At 42.3% G+C, this 18022-nt stretch carries 16 protein-coding genes and 1 other annotated feature; of the genes, 7 read left to right on the forward strand and 9 right to left on the reverse strand.

Going from position 1 to position 18022, the window contains the following annotated elements:
* Positions 1 to 102 precede the first annotated feature (102 nt).
* The gene (locus AAEY79_RS13355) at positions 103 to 2358 is read left to right on the forward strand and encodes a DUF262 domain-containing protein (RefSeq protein WP_025653067.1); all 2256 of its coding nucleotides are present in this window, start codon (positions 103 to 105) and stop codon (positions 2356 to 2358) included.
* 327 nt (positions 2359 to 2685) lie between these two features.
* Here the strand turns inward: AAEY79_RS13355 and AAEY79_RS13360 are convergent.
* A protein-coding gene (locus AAEY79_RS13360) for an IS3 family transposase (RefSeq protein WP_407074204.1) occupies positions 2686 to 3905 on the reverse strand; the annotation gives its coding sequence in 2 pieces (ribosomal slippage) (positions 2686 to 3629 and positions 3629 to 3905; 1221 coding nt in all).
* Positions 3514 to 3630: a sequence feature (AL1L pseudoknot), on the reverse strand. (Overlaps the previous gene by 117 nt.)
* An 82-nt stretch (positions 3906 to 3987) precedes the next feature.
* Between AAEY79_RS13360 and AAEY79_RS13365 the strand changes: the two genes are divergently transcribed.
* The 5 genes from AAEY79_RS13365 (at position 3988) to AAEY79_RS13385 (ending at position 9230) form a co-directional block, all read left to right on the forward strand.
* The gene (locus tag AAEY79_RS13365) at positions 3988 to 4074 is read left to right on the forward strand and encodes a DUF45 domain-containing protein (RefSeq protein ID WP_240990549.1); all 87 of its coding nucleotides are present in this window, start codon (positions 3988 to 3990) and stop codon (positions 4072 to 4074) included.
* A 526-nt stretch (positions 4075 to 4600) separates the two neighbouring features.
* A complete protein-coding gene (locus tag AAEY79_RS13370) occupies positions 4601 to 5452 on the forward strand; it encodes a thermostable hemolysin (RefSeq protein ID WP_025653052.1) in 852 nt (283 codons plus the stop codon).
* A 63-nt stretch (positions 5453 to 5515) separates the two neighbouring features.
* Complete coding sequence (locus AAEY79_RS13375) at positions 5516 to 7168, forward strand: AMP-binding protein (protein WP_025653053.1); 1653 nt, start codon at positions 5516 to 5518, stop codon at positions 7166 to 7168.
* Positions 7169 to 7341: 173 nt separating this feature from the next.
* On the forward strand, positions 7342 to 8298 hold the full coding sequence (locus AAEY79_RS13380; protein ID WP_025653054.1) for a TauD/TfdA family dioxygenase: 957 nt from the start codon (positions 7342 to 7344) through the stop codon (positions 8296 to 8298).
* 77 nt (positions 8299 to 8375) lie between these two features.
* A complete protein-coding gene (locus AAEY79_RS13385; RefSeq protein ID WP_025653055.1) occupies positions 8376 to 9230 on the forward strand; it encodes an SDR family oxidoreductase in 855 nt (284 codons plus the stop codon).
* A 31-nt stretch (positions 9231 to 9261) separates the two neighbouring features.
* On the opposite strand, the gene AAEY79_RS13390 is transcribed toward AAEY79_RS13385, so the two are convergent.
* The 8 genes from AAEY79_RS13390 to AAEY79_RS13425 form a co-directional block, all read right to left on the reverse strand.
* Positions 9262 to 9963, reverse strand: a complete 702-nt coding sequence (locus tag AAEY79_RS13390) for a VIT family protein (RefSeq protein WP_025653056.1) — start codon at positions 9961 to 9963, stop codon at positions 9262 to 9264.
* 136 nt (positions 9964 to 10099) lie between these two features.
* Positions 10100 to 10783, reverse strand: coding sequence for a hypothetical protein (locus AAEY79_RS13395; protein ID WP_025653057.1), 684 nt, complete (start codon positions 10781 to 10783; stop codon positions 10100 to 10102).
* Positions 10784 to 10846: 63 nt separating this feature from the next.
* Entirely contained in the window at positions 10847 to 11956 is a 1110-nt protein-coding gene (locus AAEY79_RS13400) for an FAD:protein FMN transferase (protein ID WP_201580014.1), read from the reverse strand.
* Positions 11957 to 12030: 74 nt separating this feature from the next.
* Entirely contained in the window at positions 12031 to 12360 is a 330-nt protein-coding gene (locus AAEY79_RS13405; protein ID WP_227692092.1) for a hypothetical protein, read from the reverse strand.
* Complete coding sequence (locus AAEY79_RS13410; RefSeq protein ID WP_025653060.1) at positions 12350 to 12907, reverse strand: PepSY domain-containing protein; 558 nt, start codon at positions 12905 to 12907, stop codon at positions 12350 to 12352. The genes AAEY79_RS13405 and AAEY79_RS13410 overlap by 11 nt, the downstream gene beginning before the upstream one ends.
* Before the next feature lie 89 nt (positions 12908 to 12996).
* On the reverse strand, positions 12997 to 14538 hold the full coding sequence (locus tag AAEY79_RS13415) for an ATP-binding protein (RefSeq protein ID WP_025653061.1): 1542 nt from the start codon (positions 14536 to 14538) through the stop codon (positions 12997 to 12999).
* Positions 14539 to 14587: 49 nt separating this feature from the next.
* Positions 14588 to 15259: a response regulator gene (locus AAEY79_RS13420; protein ID WP_025653062.1), complete on the reverse strand. Its 672-nt coding sequence runs from the start codon at positions 15257 to 15259 to the stop codon at positions 14588 to 14590.
* A 24-nt stretch (positions 15260 to 15283) separates the two neighbouring features.
* Entirely contained in the window at positions 15284 to 15886 is a 603-nt protein-coding gene (locus tag AAEY79_RS13425; protein WP_160022933.1) for a cytochrome b/b6 domain-containing protein, read from the reverse strand.
* Between the two features lie 541 nt (positions 15887 to 16427).
* On the opposite strand from AAEY79_RS13425, the gene AAEY79_RS13430 reads away from it, so the two are divergent.
* A protein-coding gene (locus AAEY79_RS13430) for an integrase core domain-containing protein (protein ID WP_167514317.1) occupies positions 16428 to 17458 on the forward strand; the annotation gives its coding sequence in 2 pieces (positions 16428 to 16680 and positions 16680 to 17458; 1032 coding nt in all).
* Positions 17459 to 18022: the final 564 nt, after the last annotated feature.

Raw genomic sequence — 18022 nt, forward strand, 5'->3', positions numbered from 1 at the left:
TATGCTATATATAGCGTTAGTAGCCTTCGTTTAAATTGATATTTTACTCAGGTGAGGTTGTTAATATTAGGGTTTGACTGATAAATAGAGAAAAATAAAATTATGAAAAACTATAATCCGAGCGCAACCGAGCAAGTGATACTACTAACACCAAAGGGGCTGCTTAACGGCACCGAGCACTATCTGATTCCGATGTATCAGCGTAATTATGCTTGGGGCAATAGTGAGATTGAACAGCTTATTGTCGATATTATGGACGCTCAAATTGATGCGAAAAGTTCAAAGGAACATAAGAACTATTATCTAGGTACACTGGTAGTATTTGAAAGACCACAACTATCTTCAAAACGTACAGTGTTTGAAGTTATTGACGGTCAACAACGCTTTACTACTCTGAGCTTATTAATCATATATCTAAAGAATTACTTTACAACTATAGATAGCGACTATGATATGTCATGGTATACAGAACAAAACATTGAGTTTGAAAGCCGTCCGAAATCTACTCAGACGTTAGAGTTACTACTGAATGACAATCTAGAAACCTATGAGCACCTTCATGAAGCTAAGCTAAATCCCGCTATTATCAACGGCTATACGTCTATTAGAGAAGTAATGGAAAGTAAATTTATTTCCCCTAATAATGATAACCAACAACCCACTACAACCCTTCAAGAGTTTTGTGATTATCTATTTCAATATGTACAGATTGCTCGTGTACCTGTGCCTGACGAAACGGATTTAAATCATTATTTCGAAGTTATGAATAACCGAGGTGAGCAATTAGAGAAGCATGAAATTATTAAAGCACGTTTGTTGTCAGTCATTGAAAAGGCAAACGAAAGTGAGATAGCGCTTGCGGACAAACAACCAGTTAAAGCTTTGATTCATGATGTTTGGGAAGCCTGTGCCAATATGAATAAATACGTACAGTATGGCTTCAATACTACTTTACGCTTTAAGTTGTTTTCAGAGAATTTAACTCTTTTGCGGCCTAAAGATTTTGATGAACTGCTTAGGATATATAAAGACTCTGATAATCCTAACAATTCCCAGCCAGATAATGAACAGTATTCTGACTGTAACAATGATGCTCAAAACAATAAATTGAAGCCACTTCCTTCTCTTTTCCACATCCTTGAAAATGGTTTTGCCAGTCCACCTAACCCTAGCAATACCGCGGATAAAGAAGAAGATGACGGTAATAGTGAGACTTACTATAGCTTAGTGAATTTCTCAAGCTTTCTTTTACATGCTTTGAGAATCATGGTTAACGTGCAGTCCTCATATAAAAAAGACATCGCACTTGATGACAAACAGCTGCTAACCCAGTTTGAAACCTTTATCTTAAAACCATCCAACTTAGAAAATGCTCACACTTCAAATACTGAGCAAAGTATAGAAACTAACAATCAGATAACGCCTTTGTCTCAAGTAAAGACCTTTATATACTCATTACTTAAAAGCAAATTTATCTTTGATCACTTTATAATAAAGCGCAACACTCAAGACAGTAAAGGACAATGGACGCTTAATAAGCTAATCAAGAATGAAGATAAAAAAAACAGCTACTACAAAAATAGCTTTGAGACTGACACTGACAAACTAGTGATGTTGCAAAGTGCTTTTCATGTCTCAACTCCTACTACGAACTATAAGCACTGGCTTAATGCCGTTTTATATTATGCTTGTAAGCATTATAAACATGATGAAATGGGGCTTAATAGCGTAGCGTATCTTGACCATTTAGAAGAGATAGCTCGCGCCTTTATGTTAAAGCGTTATTTGACTGATGAACCTGATGATTATCATAAAATCATTTATCAAACCTCAGACTTCAATAAGCTATTGACTGAACATACCCATGACAACTTGAGTACTGATAATCTACGTATACAAATTAAGCAGTATCTCAGGTATGGCAATATCCGCAACATTTTTGTATTTAATTATTTAGATTATCTGCTTTGGTTAAACGGTAACTATCCTAAGTTTACCTTTACCGCTAGAAGCTCTGTAGAACACTTTTATCCACAAAATAAGCGAAACGACAGTATATTTTTGGAAGATAAAGACGCAAAAGATTCACTGTTGCACTCTTTTGGTAATTTATGTTTGATTAGCCATAGCCTTAATTCACGTGTGAGTAATGATATGCCTGATGTTAAGGTAAAGTATTTCTCACAAAATGGAAATATGCAAAGTGGGCAAATCGATAGCTTAAAGCTACTGAAAATGATTGATTGCATACAAGGTAAACCAGATGCGTGGGATAAAAAAATAATTGCTCAGCATGAAACTGAAATGTTAAATATTATGCTGCAAGGGCTAAATTTAGCAGGTGTATCTTATGAGTAACGTGGACGATATAGAAATATTCACTCAAAACCGTGTCATACGCTTTTTTACCGATACGCTAGGCTATCGCTATCTATGCAACTGGCAGTAAAAACATAGAGCGCGACACCTTGGAGCAATGGTTGAAAAAGTACGATTTTAGTATGCCCTGATCACACGTGCTATCAGTATCTTGAAAAAGGCAACCTTTTTAAGAAGTGGCATCAAGCTTGACCTCTGCTGTCAAATCTGTAGACATTAACTTGAGAGATTTTAATCAATAAATAGTCTGGTCTGGTCAGATCGATGTGAACCGCCCCGACTTTATCGGAGAGTGATTTACTTGAGTCAGGCAGCGATGCCTGACAGGGTTAAATTATCATAATACCGCTTTTCAAACTCAAAGGGTGACACATATCCAATCGTGCTATGCAATCGTGTTCTATTAAACCAATCCACCCATTCAAGGGTTGCTAGTTCAACATCGTTCACACCAGTCCAGTTCTGTTTTAAATAATGAATCACCTCAGACTTGTAAAGCCCGTTGACCGTTTCAGCTAATGCATTATCGTATGAATCGCCTGTCGTACCGACAGAAGCTATAACACCGCATGTAGCCATTTTATCAGTATAGCGAATGGATAAATACTGAACCCCTCGATCACTGTGATGAATCACATCTTTGGGATAGTTTCTATCTGCTATTGCTTGATTTAACGCCGCCATCACCATATCTGTGTTCATACGATTAGATACTTTCCAGCCCACAATAGCGCGAGCAAACACATCAATAATAAAAGCGGTATACACCCAGCCGCTTATCGTCTTGATATAAGTAAAGTCTGCCACCCAGAGCTGGTTAGGGCGATGAGCGCTAAAGTTACGATTAACTAGGTCATCAGCACGCTTTTGATCATCACGGCTGTGAGTTGTTATTTTACCCTTACCGCGCCAGACACCTTGTAGGCCATGCTGTCTCATTAAACGCTCTATGGTACAACGAGCAACCTTTAACCCGTCAGCTTTCATCTGCTGCCATACTTTACGCGCACCGTAACGGCATTTGCTGTCCTGCCAGATACGTTTAATCTCGCTGATGTAAAAGTCGTCATGTTGACTGCGCAGTGAGCGTTTTTCAGGGTAGCTCTCCAAGTCTTTAGCACGGTGATAGGTTGATGGGGCAATCGGTAATACTCTACAGATCAGCTCGACCCCATAATTATTCTTATGATCGTCGATGAATTGAATCATGATTTTAGTCAGCGGTCGAGCTCCGCCTGGGCGAAAAAAGCGGCAGCCTTTCTGATGATTTCATTAGCTTGCTTGAGCTCTTTATTCTCGCGTTCAAGCTCTTTGATGCGTTCTTTGTCGCTTTGCGCTTGCACTGAGGCAGGAATAGTTTGATCGATGTGTTTTTTATGCCATGATCGTAGGGTTTCAGGCGTACAGCCAATCTTAGGGGCAATGGCTTGAATGGCTGACCATGTAGAGGGATAGTCGTTTTCTGCTTCGATCAGCATGCGAACGGCGCGTTCTTTAATCTCAGGAGTGTAGGTTTGTCTTTTCATTGTCGTATTCTCTCAGAATGTTGAGTCTCCGACAATCTCGGGGCGGTTCAATGGGACTGTCTGTGGCTAGCAAGTACAAAAGATGAAAACTAAATGGGGTAGCTGCAATATCGAGCAATGGCGAATATTACTTAATCTTGAATTGGCTAAAAAGCCCTTCCCGGTTTAGAGTATATTATCGTGCATGAGTTATTACACTTTAAGGAACGATAGCACAACGATAGATTTAAAGCATTATTAGATACACACATATCTGACTGGAGATCGAGACGTGACTTACTTGATCGGTTGCCTGTAGGTCAAAATGACTGGCAACAGCGAGAGTAGTATCTTATTGTCTGATCAGATATATAGATTCGCTACTTTTAAGCTAGATATAGGCTGGCTTGAGATTTGTCAGATGCTAACCACCTCATTAGTGCGGTTATAAGAATATCAATATCATAAATTCATATACGATGTGACTGATTTTTATAGAAGTAAAAAAGGTTGCCAACACTATATTGTGCATAGTGTTAGCAACCTTTCTTTAATTGGTATTTTACTTAGTTGATGTGCTTAATATTGGGGTTTGTCAATACCGGGGTTTGATTGTTAAAAACGATACAACCTTAAGGTTCAGTTAAGGTTGCTCCTTTATCATGCTTCCATGATGTTAATCGTGCTAAAAGCTTTTAGCCATTTGGAGACAGCTGATGTCATTATCTATTGATAGCACTCATACCTTGCAGAATGTTCTAAATACGACCTTCTATATTGAAGCCGTTAAGCCAATGTCAATATTGGAGGTGCAAGGAATACCTTCATCCCTATATATACGCGCCAGCACTCAAATTCCAATAGCGACATCGCCTACTTCATATACTCAAAATCAAGATGCCCAAGCATTCATCAAACAAATATATGAGTACATCCATCACGCTAGATTAAGCTACTTTATGCCTATTTTGTTTTCAGGTTTTGCCGATATGCCATCCTATGGCGATTGGTTATCCGCTGACGATGATACTTTGCCCGCGTTTAAAGGCACGAGCGTTGCTATCGGTCTAAAACCTATCTGTGAAGATAAGATATTTTTAGAGCAGTATTTAAACACGCCAATACAAAATGAGATCAGTAGAGTAGCAGGCGAGCTAGTCAATCGTCAGCGCATTTTTGAGATTGGCAATTTAGCATCAGGTTGTGCTGGTAGCGCGCGGCTTATGATAGCATTTTTGGTGTTTTATTTATCTACCCCTACCCTGAATCCTACGACTCATGAATACCAAACCAAAGCAGACTGGGTAGTGTGTACTGGCACCGATGCTGTGCGACATATATTGGCGCATATGGGCATTCGCAGCCATGTTATTGCCAAGGCCACTGCAGAAGCGCTAGAAGACCCTGAGCAAGTATCATCATGGGGCCATTACTATCAGCACAACCCTTTGGTGGTCGCCATCAATGTGGCAGATGCTAAGCGGGTATGCGCCCCTCATTATCGCTATAACGAAACGTTAGAGATGAATTATGCCACTCGTTTGACGCTAAATAAGATAACCGTTTAATACTCATTCATTAGCTTACCATCAACCAATAACACTGCACCACTACAAGACAGTGAGAATAACATGAAACCCATTTATACCGCGATATGTGAGCATGCCCGTCAGTCACCTATGCAAGTGGCGATACAGACGATAGACAATGACAAAACGATCAGTCTGACTTATGGCCAGCTTCAACGCACGTTGTCGGTGCTCCATGAGACATTAGACATATGGCAAGGCAAGCGTGTCGCTTTATATACCCATAATGATATAGATTGGATCATACTCGATTTGGCATTGAGTACCGTCGGCGCGGTCGTTGTGCCAATCCCCTTATTCTTTAGTGCATCACAAATTGCGCACTTACTACAAGATGCGCAGATAGAGACGGTATATGTTGGAGCTAGTTTAACAATGCCAATCATAGACAATATGGATCATTGGGTGATCGCTGATACACCAGAGACAAAAGCCATTAAGTCTGAGCAGGCGACTCATATCAAAGGTAGCTTTTATCAACTTACTGACACTATCATTGACCCTAGCCTTACCTCTCAAAATTCCTCTACTGCCAACGATTTTTGCAAAGTGACTTACACCTCAGGCAGTACTGGTATGCCAAAAGGCGTATGTTTGGGTCAAGATACTTTGATGCGTATTGTTGAGTCGTTATCGGGTGCGCTAGCTGACACCTTGAAAAATGACGCTGCTAACACTTCAGAAGTTACCGAGACCACAAGCAAATTTAGTCATTTGAGCGTGTTGCCTTTTGCCACTTTGTTAGAAAACGTGGCAGGCGTCTACGTGAGCCTATACATGGGCCGTACTTTGGTGACAGGGCAAATTGATCAATTTGGTTTGCTATCCAATCAAGCCTTTGATGCCGAGCGGCTGATAAAAACCGTACGAACCCATGATATCGCCAGTGTTATTTTATTACCACAAATGCTAAAAGCCATTTGCGAGCAAATGGCAGCTAATGAAAAATCCCAAATTTGCACAAGCACTAGTGGCGAGTGTACGCCTAGTATTGCTTTGCCATCCTTAAGATTTATGGCAGTAGGCGGCGGCAAAGTTTCACCCAAATTATTACAAGATGCTAACACCTTAAACTTGCCTGTCTATGAGGGCTATGGCTTGTCTGAATGTGGCTCTGTGGTCAGTCTAAATACGCCTAAAGCAAAGCGCGCAGGCAGCGTGGGCAAACCTATGCCTCATGCATCGGTCAGCATCGCAGCCAGTGGCGAAGTGATGGTCACGGGCAATGCGATGCAAGGCTACCTAAACCATGATAATAGCAACGAAGACCATGGCATCATTGCCACAGGGGATATCGGTCATCTAGATGACGACGGCTATTTATACATCACAGGTCGACGCAAAAACGTGCTTATTAGTAGTTTTGGCCGAAATATCTCGCCTGAATGGGTAGAAGCGCAGCTCTCAACGCAGCCTATTATCTATCAGGTGGCGGTACTCGGAGATGGTGAGCCTCATCTATCTGCGGTGATAGTCGCCAACCCTAACGCGACATCAGCAGATAACAGTGATTTACAATCTGCTATCAAACAAGCACTAAATATCGTAAACCAAACCTTGCCTGACTATGCTCGTATCAAACAGTGGCATCTAGCCGAGCTACCTTTCAGCACTGACAATGGATTATTAACCGATAACGGTAAATTGCGACGACTACAAATTCTTGAGACTTATAAATCAGCACTCGGCTTATAACGGACACTCTCACCAGCAGCACAACAGACTCTATTACTAAGCTTTTAATAAAACATAGTAGGAAAAATGCCGTTGACCGTTTAGATAGTACATAAATAGACCAAACCTAAATAGATCAAAGCTAGCCGTTAGCCTACATATATTTTTACCACTTATCGTTATAGGACAGCATTATGCAAACCACTCTTATGCTAAATGATTTGATAAAAAGTGACGTTATCGAAATTGACACTCCTGAGGTACTAACCTCTCAAGTGTCTGCCAGCGTATCATTACCTAAGACCTCTGATATTTTAACGGCCTTAAAAACCCATGGTTGGATGTTACTTCGAGGTCATCACTACGATGTGGACACGTTTAGTCAGTTGATGAGTCAACTGTGTCAGACCTTAACCTATGATCCTGCCCGTCAAAACATCACTTCTGAAGCCCAAAAAGTGGACGCAGGTGCGCATGCTATTGGACTACATATCGAAAATGGCAATACGCCGATGCCACCTGATGTCATTGCCTTTTTTAGTGAGTTAAGCGCCAAAAAAGGCTCACAAACAACGATATGTGATGGATATGCTGTGTATCAAGCACTATCACCTGAGCTAAAAGCCACTTTTAGTCAGCCGATGCGTATCAGTCGCTATTTACCTCAAGCAATTTGGCAAAATTACGTGGCTACTGCGACCGGCAGAACAGATGCCGCTGATCAAATAAGCTTGGATGATTTAGATAAATTTATCGCTGCGACGACGAGCAAGACGTTAACGCATCATGTAGAGCCTCAGACAGATGGCGGCGTTCGGTACGTGTTACAGGTACCTGCTATCCGAGAGGACAACTTAAGCGGGCAGTTCGCCTTTGCAAACACATTACTTGGGCCATCATTTAACTATGAAAAACCTAAGTTCACCCTAGCGAATAGTCAAAGCGTTGATGATGAGCTAATAGCCAAGCTGACTCGAATCTGTGAAGTGCATACTCAAGAAATTGCGTGGCAAAATGGTGATGTGGTGATACTAGACAACAAACGCATCATGCATGGTCGTCGACAAATTGACGTGCCCTTAGCAGAGCGTAAGCTGTATATTGCGATGGGTCTTGGAATTAAGCATGGCATTAATCACTCAGACGATTAGCAACAGCGCATATCACTACAATCCGTGCTTCAATAATCCATGCTTTAATAATAATTGTTCAACAAGGATGCGATATCATGACACTACCTAATGGTCAATCAGCCCTAATACAGTCTACCCTGCAATACACCATACTAATTGGTGCCACGGGTGGTATCGGACAAGAGATCGCACGGCAATTATGTGCCAATAATCGACCGGTAATCTTGATCGGGCGTAACAATCAAACCTTGACGCATTTAGTGGATGAGTTGACCAAAGACTATCCTGATGTCCCGCTTCTGTCTCATACATGTGACTTAAGCTCGCAGGCGTCGCAATCGCTACTGTTAGAGGGGCTGGGTGAAATGACACAAGGCCATGGAAACGTCATTGATACTGTCATACTCAATGCAGGTATCAATGACTTTGCATTACTCACGGATCAAAGTGATGATACGATCGAACAGATGATGTTGGTCAATGTGGCGTATCCACTACAGCTCATAAAAAGACTACTGCCTATCTTGATAGCACAGCATAGTCCGAGCCAAATAATCAGTGTTGGCTCAACCTTTGGCAGTATTGGCTACCCAGGTTTTAGTGCTTATAGCGCTAGCAAGTTTGCCTTACGCGGCGCAAGTGAAGCGTTAGGCCGCGAGTATGCCGACACCTCAGTGAAGTTTCGATATTTTGCGCCTAGAGCCACCAAGACCACCATGAATAAAGATGCAGTCGTCGCCATGAATGAGGCATTGAAAGTGAAAATGGACTCGCCTAAGACCGTCGCAAAAGCGTTGATTCACTTTATATCAACCAAGCAGGCGCATCAGCATTTGGGGTTTCCCGAGCGTTTTTTTGCATGGCTCAATCGACTGTTTCCCAACATTGTTGGCAATGCCATTGTCAAAGACCTACCCACCATCAAACAATACGCTAAAAAAGGACAGTAACCAGTTAGGTTGTCATGGAGTGAGTATGTTGTTAAATGGCCACGCCAAATAAGCGGCCAATCAATGAGGTTGCTACCATAGCTAGTACCCCCCAAACTACTACTCTAGTAGTAGCAGGAACAACAGGCGCACCGCCCAAACGAGCAGAGATGATCCCAAGTAGCATTAAGCCTACTATCGTCAAAGAGGCCAGTGACCAAACCAGTGTTTCCGCTGGTAATAGTAGTATCCCAATGATCGGTAGTATCGCCCCCGCTATAAATGATAGTCCAGAGGCAACTGATGCATGAATAGGCTTCGCTTCACTAAGATCCGTTAAGCCTATCTCATCACGAGCATGAGCCTCCAGGGCATTGTGCTCAGTCAAGCTTACGGCCACTTGATGTGCCAAATCATGCTCAAGTCCACGCGCTTCATAAATTTTTGTGAGCTCTATTAGCTCACGCTCAGCATTATGCGTCAGCTCATGTCTCTCTTTATCGAGATCCGCCTTTTCGGTATCCGCTTGTGATGAGACAGAAATATACTCGCCAGCCGCCATCGACAACGCACCTGCGGTCAACGCGGCCATGCCAGTCAACAGCAATGTCTGACTGCTTGGGCTGGCAGCCGCTACCCCAACCAATAAACTGGCTGTCGAAATCAAACCATCATTCGCACCCAGCACTGCTGCCCTCAACCAATGATTGCGATTGCTCAAATGTGCTTCGTCATGAATAGAATAATGATGCATAAAATCCTTAAAAGGTATAGACACGGATTGGTATATCCTAGTGTAGCTTATAATATCACTGCAGTTTATACCGCTTGATACTATAACGCTCCATACATAGTCATTTGAACGGTCAATCGAATTGCCAATTAAATAGTCACTTGACTTGTTTCATCATCAATAATCTATAGCTAGTCAATACAAAAACCAATGTCTGACTACTTGCATAAAATAACAGCAACGGTAATGCTCGACTGTCAGATCCCACCATAAACACATGGATGCTAATAAGCATATAAGCTGTAAAGGTCAAAAAGTGTAGCCATCGCCACACTGATTGACCAATATACTTCTTAATATAGAAACTGAATGCACAGATAAATAACAGCCAAAACCCCATCTGTCCCAATGCCACGCCCACCCGATCAGTCTGGAAACCAAAAGGTACTAAAATCTGCCATATATGCAGATTTAGATAGTTATCCGCCAATAAAATACCAGCATGAAAAGCGGCAAAGCCTACCGCTATCAGACTTAAATACTGATGCAAGGCAAATACCCTAGCCGCATTAAAATGCTTTCCTAAGCGTGTACTCAGTAATAAACCAAAAACCACTGCCAGCCAAAATAAAGCATAAGCAATCACACCACTTGCCCGTGATAAATACCAAAAATGCTTATCTGTGGCGGTCAGTAGTTGTGAGACCGTCTCTCCCCACATCAATAGCATGTAGCTGCCGACTCCGATGGCAATACTCAAAATCAATACAATCCACATAACCTGAACAAGAAGCGACGTATTAGAAGTAGCCTGGCTGTGAGTAAGATTGTCTGTATGCATGACGATACTCCTATGAATGCATCTACTTAATATATTGGTATCTGGCGTATAGAGCGTGAGTCGTTAGACGGCAACCAAGTTGGGCTCACTCAAATTTGGCTCAATAGCAATGGACGATATCACGTTGTTATTCGTATCAATTAAGAGCGCCGCAATATGATGCTGGTTCAGCCATGTTATTGCTTCTGTAACGCCGAGGAGCACACAATATTTTGCGTATACCTCTGCTGTTACAGTATCCGCAGCCATGACCGTTGCTGTCAGGACATCACTGATAGCCGGACGGGAATAATGAGGGTGAATTAAATGATGCTGCGGGCGACCTTTATGCCACCAGCGCCGATAATCTTGCCCAGAAGTGGCGACAGCACCAGATCTCAAAGTAAGAATTGCGACATCTTGGTCGTTTTGCATATGCTCGCCATTAGCACAGTAAGGTTTAGCAATTGCCACGCCCCAAACAATTGGACTGTCTATTGCCTTATCTAGGGCTTGGCTTCTTGGGACACCGATTGCTATATCACCGCCCATATCTACCAAACAAGGGAGTTGCCAGTCATGACTTCGACTAATCTGCTCAGCTAATTGCATGGCACACCAGCCTTTGACATAACCATTCAAATCAAGTGCTATTCCAGCGGGCAGGTAGATCTGATGCTGACCATCAACCAATCGGCGACACTGAATACTGTCTATTTGCTGATTAGGATTGTTAGCATTGGGTTGAGCTTGTAAGTATGTGGCGGCATTTGAGCCAGAGTTTGAGGTAATTACGGGTATAGATGGCGTAGACATTTTTGGCAAGGTTTCAAATGACTGCCTATAACCAGCAGCCCAGAGCGGTTTGAGTAAGGTTGGGGTTATGAGACCTTGAGTTTCTACAACAAAATATATGGCGCGACCTAAGACCTCAAACAACTCTGCACTTACCTCCCTCCATTGGTCGGTATGATTATTAAGTCTCATGAGCTCACTGGTTTCATCGAAACGACTAAATATATGCTCCCAGCGTGCTAAACGCTGCTGAGTTTCACTTTTTAACAAAGAAATTTGGTGATCTATTATTTCCTGCGAGTGCTGTGTGCCAATCTTGGTAATGTTTAACGTTATTTGAATGTGGCAACCCATCGCCGCCAGTTTCAGAGTCGCCAATTTTGTCGTGTTCTTACTCATCAGAAGACTCCATTTTTTGCGATAGGGTATAAGCTCAATAATTACTCATCTTTGCTTATTTATTGATTTGCTGGTTATTGAGAAGAACGCGTACGGGCGACGACTGTTATTGCCTCTACAGGAGCAGCTTCATTGACCTGCCTCAGCTGTGTGATGTCAACAATGGGTATTGATGCAGCAGCTAGCTCACCACTCCCAGAATCTGTAGTATTTACAGTGACGGCGCTCACAGATGGGCTGTCTGTCTCTTGATTGAGCAAAAATAACCATCCACCCATCGTGCCTGCAACCGATGCAATCATGATACTGCTTTTAAGAAAGGCGAACGGATCAGCTTTTTTACTCGTCTTATTAGCAGGTTTCTTTGGAGTTGCTTGGGCCGTTGATTGTGTATTAGTCATCATAATCATCTTCCTCCTCATGGTGTTTGTAGCTCGTTGCGATTAGATGATCACTCTTTTTGTAATCCTCGTCACGGTATTTGCCGACTTTTTCATTTTCGTCCCTGTCGTCATCATGATGCTCATCTCGATCATCTTCATCGTAGTCTTCATAAAAATTCTCAACACGATAATTATTGGTCGCTACCGGATTTAGAACCGTGCCTAAATTGGCGTCAATATAAGTGGCGCTATTATCTAATAGCACTTCATAAGCGACCTTACCGTTATAGTTGATGAGCTCTGGATTGGCCTGCAATATCGCATTGGGTGCGTCTTGTTTTGCCAGTGCTGTCGCTTGCGCAGGACTAAGCGCAGCAAGAGGTAACTGCTGCACCGATGAGGATGATGCGTTAGGTGTGATGTCAGCATTTTGAGTGATGGGATCAGCTACTGATAAAGTACTAGCAGGTTCGGGAGACTGCACGGCTAAGGCAATAACCCCACCAAAGAATACTAAGGAAGTCGCACCGACAGTTAATAATAGTGGTTTTAAGAGCGGTAGGCTCACAGGTTGTACTCCATATAATGTTATTAGGGAATACGAGTAGCATACGCACCGAATATTAACTCAATCTTAAGACAGTATGATTTATTTTTTTACAATGGTTTTGAGAGTGGGCTTTTACTTTTAACTGTTACCACAAAGCCTGTTTCTGGTTGAGAGCGGTTGGCAAACGCTAAGGTGAGGTTGTGCAGCTCGGCGATTCGATTGGCGATTGACAGTCCTAGCCCACTACCTAGTTGGGTTTGACCTGCTGGACGGTAGAAGCGTTCGCTCAGGCGCGCTAGCTGCTCTGGGTCTGCACCCAAGCCATTATCCACCACTTTAATATTATCAACATCTAACTGCAGTTCAATCAGACAGCCCTCTGGGCAATAGCGGATGGCATTGTCTAGTAAATTGCGGATTAATAGCTTAAATAATACTGGATTGATAAGAATGGGCAAAATATCGGCAGGATTGTCACAGTGTACGGTGCGTTTTAATTGAATGTGTTTTTCACGAGCCAAGCGGTTGACATCACTCAGTACAGAATCTGTGAGCATCAGCCAGTCTGGATGCTCTAATTGCTCAGGAGGCAACTGCTGTTGCGGCTCTATCTTGGCTAAAACCAATAATTGATCGACCAAATGGGTCGCACGCTCAATGCCATCGCTAATCTTTTGTGTGTGATAAAACAACTGATTGTCGTTTTCTATGCCAGACAGTTGTAATAGCTGCTGCTGTAACAAGTCTGCTTGTAGTTTGAGCGCAGCCAGTGGACTACGCAGCTCATGAGAAGCATCAGCGGTAAAGCGTTGTTCACGTGCCAAGGTATCTGCCACTTTTATAAACAAAACGTTTAAAGCGGTCACCAAAGGCTGAATCTCTTTTGGTACGTCTGCTGTGATAGGACTATCATCTTGCAGCTTGCGCTGTTCCACCTCGGCACTGATTTGGCTTAACGGCATCAGTCCGTGTCGTATCAATCCGATAGCCAAAATCATGAAGGAAAATAGCCCAATCAACATAGGCAACACTTGCACAGACATTGCTTCGACAATCATTTCTCGGCGAGAATCAAGGTTTTGACCAACAGCGATCACTCGGCCTTCATGCGTGTCATCGTAGCCATTGTCACCATTATAGTCATCATGCGCATAAAATAACCGCCAGCGTTTGCTAAAAGGGTTTAGGCGCTGATAAGCAGAGTTATATTCTTCTAAAAAACCACGCTGGTCTGGCAGAAAAGAAAATGACTGACCATTTTCATCAGCCACTAATAGATGTCCTTCTTTATCCCAAATGGCAAAGCCCATATAGTCATCTTCAGCATCACCCAGGTCACCTGACAGCTCTTTACTTTTTAAATTATATATTTTGGCAGCGGGCTTTTCGCTCTTTTCTCTATGATGCTCTCCTTTACCTTCCTCTTGGTCGCTGTCTTCTTGTTCTCCAGTTTTTGGATCCCCATCTTGTGAATCACTGTCATCAGCAGATACGCCCATCAAATATCGAACCACTTGAGTGATTTGCGTGTCATTCATCTCATTAATTTCATGCCATAACCGCCAAGCAATAAAGCTCGATGTGATAAGCCATAGTAAGGGTAGACCAATGAGTAAAGAGATTAACAGCCGCTGCTGGATACTTTTCATAAGCTCACATGTTGCTCATATATTAAAAGCCAAATTGAACATAAACACTTTAATGGCTATGTGCTGGATTGAGATAGTAGCCGATGCCGCGTTTGGTTAAAATAAAATCATTGCCCAGTTTTTTGCGTAAATGATGGATATGCACTTCAATAGCATTACTCTCAATATCCTGTTGCCAACCATAGAGCTTGTCCTCTAAGCTGGCTCGACTATGAATCTGTTTAGGATGAGTTAGCATTTGCTCTAGTATGGCCACTTCTTTGATGGTTAGCTCAATGACTTGACCTTGATAAGAGACTTGGTGATTGTGAGGCCAATAAGCGACTTCACCATAACGAATCTCAGGTTGGCTCCGTCCCTGACTACGCCGTATCAATGCTTGCAGACGGGCAACCACTTCATCTAGTGCAAATGGCTTGACTAGATAATCATCTGCGCCTGCATTGAGTCCAGCCACGCGATTGGCAATCGCGTCACGAGCCGTAATAATCAACACCGGTGTGTCTAGCTGTTTATAGCGCCAATTTTGTAGCACAGTCATACCATCACCTTTTGGCAACGTCAGATCGAGCAACACCGCATCAAACATATCCTCTTGCAGTGCCATTTCACCTTGCCTAGCATCACTAAACCAATCGACCATCATGCCATGGCTTTTTAGCCCGACAACAATACCTTCAGCAATATTGCTATCGTCTTCTATTAATAGTATGCGTGCCATGACTGTCCTGTTTCGTTGATTATTTTATCTTGGGCGACGCGTCGTTACCGTTTTATTACCGGTTATCATCGACTTAATCAGATTTTGCCGTTCCCAATAACTCATGACAATCGCAGAGATAATGTGTAACGGGACAAGTGAGTATAAACTATTGGCAAGTATTTCATGAATTTCTTCAAGGATGTCTTTACTACCGAAAATTCTTGCCTCCATCAAATAACCACTCACGCCTAACCCTATAATCACGGCCCATAACAATAGCATCATAATGGCAGCCAATGGGTTATGACCAAGATGCTGCTCATCCATACGGCGAGCACTTAAATCAGATAGGTGACGTTTAATACGAGACGATGTAGGAAAAAAGTCACTGAAGCGTGCATAGCGAGTGCCAACTAAACCCCAAAGCAAACGTACAACCACTAACCCTACCACGGTATAACCGACATATTGATGCAGCTCACTGCCTTCTTCGGTAAAAAGCAAATTAGCAGTGATACCAGCCGCGACGGCCCAGTGAGTCACTCTGACCAAAATATCCCAAACTCGTACTTGTCTGGTTTTAGGAATGTTTGATAACAATATATCAGACTCGTGTGTCGGATTCGTTGTACTGTTTTGGTCCATGGTCATCACTCCCTTAATAGTTCGTTTATTTTTTGACGATATAATTGCTAGACATCAAACCTAGGCGAGATACCGCTAGTAGGCTAGACGTTACATCATCTGCTCTACTGCTATTACAACAAACAAACCTTAAGGCTAGCTTAGGAAGCTAAAAACCAAACACTCATATAGTGAGTAATATGTCATGACATTTCTAGGTGGTGATAAAAAATACCGTTTAAAATACCGTTGCTAGCAACATTATTTTTTAAACGGCACAATATTAGAATAAAAGCTGAGACGAATCCAATAATTAATTTATCGTAGTTCGCCTTTAAAGCGTTTACGCACCTGATGCAAGTACAGAGCCGGTGCGACTCGCTACAGTAAGCTGCCAAGGTGCGAAACAGGTTCAGGCAATATCCAGCGTTTGCGTCGCTGCAAACCTTGATCGATCCGTTCGGCCATCCCTTCAGTACTGCGCATACTCCGGCAATCCTCCCGATAAATAAGAACGCTTAGAAATAGAGATTAACTGCTAAACTATCAGCAGAAGAACCCTATGAAAAAGATCCGCTTTAGCGACAACCAAATCGTCAACATCTTAAAGCAAGCAGAGCAAGGTGTCCCTATCACTGAGCTATGCCGTGACCACAATATTGGACAAAGCACCCTTTATAACTGGCGTTCTAAATACGGCGGTATGGATGCCTCTTTAATCTCACGTCTTAAAGAGCTTGAAATTGAGAACGCTCGACTAAAGAAGATGTATGCCGATGAATGTCTTAAATCTGACATATTACAGAATGTCATGTCAAAAAAATGGTAGCGCCATCAAGGCGCCGTGAGATGGCTTGTCACTACCTTGAAGAGCGTTTTATTAGCATACGCAGGGCTTGCCATATCTTTAACATCAGCGTCACTTGCTACTATCATAAGTCAGTTGCCTCTGATGAAAACAAGCTAATAGCGGATTTATTAATAGATCTGACGCAGAAGAATAAGAATTGGGGCTTTGGATTATGCTTTTTAAGTCTGTATAACTTTCTGGGGTTGCCCTACAACCACAAACGCGTCGTGTATCGCATCTACTGCGATCTTGAATTGAACCTTAGAATCAAGCCCAAGCGCCGTATTAAACGTGACAAACCCATACCTCTAGCAGTACCTGATAGTATCAATCAAAGCTGGAGCATGGACTTTATGCCTGATGCGCTAACCGTTGAGATTGACTTTTCACTACCTGCTCAAAGAGTGATACGCGGTCTGAATCAGCTGATTGAATATCGAGGCAAGCCTGATCAAGTGAGATGTGACAACGGTCCTGAGTACATTAGTAATGCACTCAAAGACTGGGCACTAGAGCAAGATATTGCTATCAGATATATTGAGCCTGGTCATCCACAGCAAAATGCTTATGTAGAGCGCTATAATAGAACGATGCGGTATGATTGGTTAAACCAAGAGCTGTTTACTACTTTAGCTCAAGTCAGAGAACAAGCAGAACACTGGTTGTACCACTACAATAACGAGCGCCCGAACATGGGCAATGGCGGCTTTACGCCAATGCAGAAACTATTTCACGCAGCTTAATTCTATTAGATTAGTGTCTTAGGTTTGGGTGGGTTACCACTTGAATTAAACTTGGAATAGGTATGCCAATAACTAGTTCTGAATGAGCTGGTTCAGGCATTTCTGTTATTCGTGATGTTGAGGCATATTTATTTGATATAAGGCAAGGTACGGTAAAACGTACTATTTAGGCTTGGAAAACTATGGCTGCACCTAAGGTCTATTCATCATCGGATTACTCAGACAGTTGATTAAAAACCTACTCCTACACTAAATATTTGTATTTTTGATCTGTTTCTCAGCGACTGCAATGTACTAGCCAGAACATAACTGCTTAGGTGATGATGACTTCGCTATCGAGGGACTGAAAATCTGATTATAATGAACGTATAAACTTACTTTTAAATATTAAAAACATAAAAAAAGGTTGCCAATGCTATACCAAATATAGCCTCGGTAACCTTTTTTAATTTGGCATTTTACTTAGGTGATATTGTTAATATTGGGGTTTGAGCTTGAATCTTTGCAGGAATGGTTTTATCAATGTGCTTTTTATGCCATGATCGTAGGGTCTCAGGCGTGCAA

The sequence above is a fragment of the Psychrobacter sp. GW64-MNA-CIBAN-0177 genome (assembly GCF_040309585.1).
Taxonomy (GTDB): domain Bacteria; phylum Pseudomonadota; class Gammaproteobacteria; order Pseudomonadales; family Moraxellaceae; genus Psychrobacter; species Psychrobacter okhotskensis.